The sequence below is a fragment of the Gilliamella sp. wkB171 genome (assembly GCF_001693755.1).
Taxonomy (GTDB): Bacteria; Pseudomonadota; Gammaproteobacteria; order Enterobacterales; family Orbaceae; genus Gilliamella; species Gilliamella apicola_F.
Genome location: NZ_LYST01000040.1, coordinates 1 through 5,310 on the forward strand (window position 1 = coordinate 1; position 5,310 = coordinate 5,310).

5 protein-coding genes and 2 pseudogenes are annotated in these 5,310 nt (G+C 37.0%); 3 read left to right on the forward strand and 4 right to left on the reverse strand.

Going from position 1 to position 5,310, the window contains the following annotated elements; genetic code table 11:
- Positions 1 to 194 precede the first annotated feature (194 nt).
- A pseudogene (locus A9G03_RS12840) lies at positions 195 to 329 on the forward strand (helix-turn-helix domain-containing protein); the annotation flags it as partial.
- A 116-nt stretch (positions 330 to 445) separates the two neighbouring features.
- The gene (locus A9G03_RS06045) at positions 446 to 691 is read left to right on the forward strand and encodes a SymE family type I addiction module toxin (RefSeq protein ID WP_065798694.1); all 246 of its coding nucleotides are present in this window, start codon (positions 446 to 448) and stop codon (positions 689 to 691) included.
- Positions 692 to 1,108: 417 nt separating this feature from the next.
- On the opposite strand, the gene A9G03_RS06055 is transcribed toward A9G03_RS06045, so the two are convergent.
- Complete coding sequence (locus A9G03_RS06055) at positions 1,109 to 1,441, reverse strand: hypothetical protein (RefSeq protein ID WP_065798696.1); 333 nt, start codon at positions 1,439 to 1,441, stop codon at positions 1,109 to 1,111.
- 1 nt (position 1,442) lies between these two features.
- Complete coding sequence (locus tag A9G03_RS12670; RefSeq protein WP_065798697.1) at positions 1,443 to 2,378, reverse strand: hypothetical protein; 936 nt, start codon at positions 2,376 to 2,378, stop codon at positions 1,443 to 1,445.
- Between the two features lie 245 nt (positions 2,379 to 2,623).
- Here A9G03_RS12670 and A9G03_RS12845 point away from each other — a divergent pair.
- Positions 2,624 to 2,788 (forward strand): annotated as a pseudogene (locus A9G03_RS12845) (SymE family type I addiction module toxin); the annotation flags it as partial.
- Positions 2,789 to 2,823: 35 nt separating this feature from the next.
- Here A9G03_RS12845 and A9G03_RS06065 read toward each other — a convergent pair.
- Entirely contained in the window at positions 2,824 to 3,171 is a 348-nt protein-coding gene (locus A9G03_RS06065) for an immunity 8 family protein (protein ID WP_065798698.1), read from the reverse strand.
- 3 nt (positions 3,172 to 3,174) lie between these two features.
- Positions 3,175 to 5,310, reverse strand: a 2,136-nt coding sequence (locus A9G03_RS06070) for a VENN motif pre-toxin domain-containing protein (protein ID WP_179854743.1), incomplete at its 5' end; no start/stop codon positions are given.

Below are 5,310 nucleotides of genomic sequence, written 5' to 3' on the forward strand. Positions count from 1 at the left end.
GTTCATTCTCATTGCGGATGATGATGGTGCCTTGGGACACCGCTGAATGCGTTATCGATTGTTCATTGTCTTTTTTATTATAACCGGCTGGCACCATTGGCATGCCAATAGTGCTGACGCCAACACTGCTACTGACTTTATAATCCGCTTGGTTTTCGATATGATTTTGATTAGTGGATAGTTGAAAAAGTGAGGAACTAAAGCCACAGGACGAACTTAAGCTTAAGTTTGAGGCGGTCAAGCAGATGACTGCTGACGAGCAGAAGTCAGTGAAAGAGATTTTAGACGCCATGATTTTAAAGCATCAGGCTAAGCAGTTGATTGGTTGATTAAAACCGGGCGACTAAAGAAGAGAAGTTACACAAGACAGTAAATAACAGCGCAGGCTAACAGTGTTGACGCACCGCTAACCTGCTAACCACAACTAACTATACTGGAGTTAACTATGGCTAAGACACATTCTAAGCTAAAATCAGCTACAGGCAAAGAGCCTGCATCGCAACCCAACGAACGGTTTTATACCATCGGTTACATGCCACAAGGCACAAAACCCAACCCCAAACCACAACTGACCATTAAAGGCAGGTGGCTGGAGCAGATAGGGTTTTATGTAGGCTGCCCTGTTATAATTAAGATTGAGCTGGGCAAGTTGATTGTTGGACTTGATTTGATGATTGAATCTATTCAATAAAATTTTTTATTTATCAAAATAAGAAGTTTATAAGTAATTCTATTAGCATATAATTTCATAAAGCGTGTCGGGCGCACCTTGGTTTAATTCAAAATCCGAAAGTAATGTTTTTGATAGTTCAGCAAATTTTATGACTTTATAAGAATAAATATAGCCTGAGTCAGTCAAAGATATCACAAGTTTTGAACATTTTGTTTTAATGATCATTTCTTCTAATATACTGATTAAAATTTGTAAACGATCTCTTCCTAATGGAGGAAATTTACTTTGCATCTCTGGAGCATAATCCAAATAATCAATTAAATAATCAGCTTCTTCACAATCGGGGCTGTTGATTATCAGGCTTGAGATATTGGTATAGATGTCAAAGTAAAATCCTCACTGTTTAAGGTAAGGAGCTTACTATCACATTTATATTTAAAAATAAAAAAATAACCCTGTTTTATATTTTATTGCATTCTCAACTTGAGTTAATAATTTAATTAACACTTCGCTATTATTTGACATTATTGTATTTTGAATAATATTTCTAGCAATTATAAGTTTATCAATATCGGTTATCTTTTCATCTTCATAATCATCAATATTTAGTCCTAATTCATTATTAAGTTGCTGAATAACATTACTTTTTAGAAGGTTGGCATAATTATCCTCATCAAGAGTTAACTCAATAAGATCACCATCGATACATTTATCAAAATCTAGGCGCTCCATTGCACTTGTATTTACTGGAACGGATATATATTTCATATTATTTATTCCTTTCTATATTAAAATGAGTTACCGCATTATATTCACCTTGATTTCGGCCAGCTTCTTTTCCATTCTCTAATAATTTGTTGTTAGGAATATTTCCATTCAAATCCAAATAAGCCCTTTTTCCCGAAATATTAGGGTTATAAATTCGGAAGTAGTTTCCAGATATATCCTCAACAACCTGTATACCTGTCGTTGGATTAGTATAAATTCTTTTCCCTTTTTCAGTTGTAGTTATTATTGGATTTGTACCTGCAAAATCATTAATAGCTTTATCAAGATTTCCTGTAGGCCAATTATTTGAATATTGTTCAGCCCTAGCAGCACCACCTGTTAGTTTTTCTGTATTTGTAGCACCATTCACCTTACCAATTTCTTGCTCTTTCGCTACATGTTCACCAAAATTACTACTTTCATTAGCTTTCTGATTGGTGACCTGATTATCCAGTATTTTATCCTTAGTCTCTTTATAATTTCCACCACCTTGTTCAACATTGCCTTTTCCGTGTTGTAGCTCTAAATCTGTTTTGTCTAATGGTTTGTTGGCATCAGTCTCTTTTCCGGTAACATTTTTACCTTTGCTTGCATTGTCTGTCACTTTTCCATAAACAGTCAATGTTGCTAGTCTTAGTGCATCATCAACACTAAGACCGCCATTACGAACCTGATGAACAATTTCATTAATATCAGGACCAGAGCCAAAAGCACCTAATATGTTATCTTTTAAAAATCTTTCTTGGATTTGTGATTCAGATAATCCTTCAGCTCGCCATTGTTTTAATAAAATTAATCCTCTTACTCCTGATAAATAAGGGTTAGATATAATGTTTGACGGTATCCAATCGCTTCCGGAAGCATCATAAATATCCCAATCCATAAAGCGGTGATTTTTGGCATTATCGGTTTGACCTTCTTGAATTCCTTCAAGCATCGAACTTGCATAAGATGAGACTAACTGGAAATATTCATCGGCAGATAAATTGCCTGATTGGTATAATTCATAAAGAAGTCCTGGAAGGAATGATTATCAAATACCGGCAAGGCGCTGGTACTCAGCAAGGCTGGCTAAAAAGAAGGATGAATAGATAATAAAACAAACAGTAACATCAATCAGCGCAGGCTAACAGTGTTGACGCACCGCTAACCTGCTAACCACAACTCAATGAGCGATTTTATACCATCGGTTACATGCCACAAGACACAAAGCCCAACCCCAGACCACAACTGACCATTAACGGCTGGTGGCTGGAGCAGATAGGCTTTTATGTGGGCTGTCCTGTAATCATTAAAATGGAACAGGGCAAGTTGGTGGTTGAACTTGCGATGCAGTCCATAAGATAATAAGTAAGATCCAAACGGGTTAAATAGGGATTTTACTATGATTGATAATCCTCATATTCCCAAGCAAAGTACCTTGATAGTTTCTGAGCTGTTTCCAACCAAGTATCACAAGTACATTTTTCAATACATTTATTTATTGTGTCTTTTATTTCGTCAAGATCATATTTGCGAACTATTAGCATGTGACGAATTAATTCAGGTTCCCAAATACTTTTTGATAACCATTCAGGAGTACAGACCAATAGGTCGAAATAATCTGCTCCATTACTATCTGCTAGACCTATAGATAAATTTAATGTAATACTAAAAATATTACTTTCTTCTGGAAGATATGTTGCTGGGTCATAGTCTATTGAACCAACTGACTTTAATAAAACTTTCATCTTTTAATCCTTAATATTCAAATGTCCGTTGCCTACTTTTATTCTATTCCCATCAACATCGAACTTATATGTTTCAAAATTGGCCTGTGTTCCTGTTGTTGCAAATGGACTATCCTTACTTGATGGAGGCCTATATCCTCTAGTGCCATCAGCGCTAATCCATCCTCCGTTAGACGTTTGTTTAGCTCCTTCACCAACCCATTGCATCCCTAATTCGTTCGCTTCCGCAGTAGTACCTGAGCCAATACCATAATTTAATTTTCCATTATGACCGTTAACTACAGCATTTAATCTAGGATCTTTTTTAGCTATGTTTTGTAGATTTTCATTTGATAAATCTTCTTTTAATTTTTGTTTATTTGAAGCATTGTGCGCCTGATTGGTATTATTCCAATTTTCAGTCAGCTGATTTTCATTTTTTACATGTTCACCAAAATTACTACTTTCATTAGCTTTCTGATTGGTAGCCTGATTATCCAGTATTTTATCCTTAGTCTCTTTATAATTTCCACCACCTTGTTCAACATTGCCTTTTCCGTGTTGTAGCTCTAAATCTGTTTTGTCTAATGGTTTGTTGGCAGTAGTTCCCTTTCCGGCATTTAATTCTTGCTTAAACGCATTATATTCATTAATCGCCTTTTCTGCTTTAGCTAAATCTACCGCACTTATTTTACCGTTAACAATGCCTACGCCTTTTACACCATAATATAATGAAATTACATCCGCTATTTTTTGTGTATACATGGCAAATTTAAATTTAGATGCCGCTTCCTCATAACTAATATTATTTTCTTTGGCATAGTTATTAATCGCATAACTCCACTCATCTGGCGTGTAACGATTTAAATAGCCGATAATTTTATTATAGTCATCTTGTAAATATTCACTGTAAGGGTAGCGTCCAAAATAAATTTCATATTCGTCTTTAAAGGCTCTGAGTTTAGCTAATTGAGCACCACAAGCAGCAGTAGTATTATTACCGCTACCGGCGCAAGCATCCAAAAATGCCTTATCATCTTTCTCATCAAGCTCATTAATCTGTTTTAATTTATCTAAATAATATGCTCTTTCTTCATCCGTCATTTTTGTGAAAGAAAGCTTACCTTCGATTCCTTTTTTCTGCCATGAATCATCACGACTTAAAACATTATTCTCAACCGCATTTTTACCACCAGCAATAGCGGTATTGATATCCTGAGCATCACCACCTAATGCGGCAATAGTCAGACCGGTGGCCAGTTGGGCGAGTGCGCTGACTTGTTGTTTTTCATCCTGAGTTAATTCATCTATACTTTTATTCGGATAAAGAATACTGGCAATGACTTCTGCGCCTCGCTCACTGACCGCTGCACCAACTCCACCAACAACAGCTGAGTTACCTTGTAACTCGGCAACCACGGCCCCAAGGATGGCATGACTGATAGTGTTAGCGACCTTATTGTCACCGGTTTGCTGCTTGATTATCGTGGCCAGTTTTGGTGCCAATGCACCAGCTACCGCACCGGTCATGTCGCCGGTGATTAAGCCATTGATGATATTAATCGCCATGTCGATGCCTTGACGGGTATTACTTCCCATCGCTGACATGCCTTCATTCATCGCTTTGTCGTAGGCTTCTTTATATATTTCTTGTTGTTCTTTGTCGGTTAACGGTTTATCGGATTTTTGTCTTTTGTCTTCTACCGCTTTTTTCGCCTCTTCTGTCGCTTTAATGCGGTCTATGGTGTTGAGCATGGTGAGTGTTTCACCACTAATTTCACTCACTAACCGGGTTTGGTCTATTTTGCTTTGTTCTTTTTCTTTATCAAAGATATGCTTAAGTTCATTACTGGCATGCTCAGTATCCCGACTTAACTCATTGATATCCTGCTTTTGTTCATTCTCATTGCGGATGATGATGGTGCCTTGGGACACCGCTGAATGCGTTATCGATTGTTCATTGTCTTTTTTATTATAACCGGCTGGCATTGATGGCATGCCAATGGTGCTGACGCCAACACTGCTGCTACTGACTTTATAATCCGCTTTATTTTCGATATCAGTAAAGCTAATTGTGCCCGTATCAAGTTTGTTTTTACCGGTATCTTCGGCTTCCGATGCAATCACCGCCCCTTTTAAGTCAGTATTATTACCAACTTT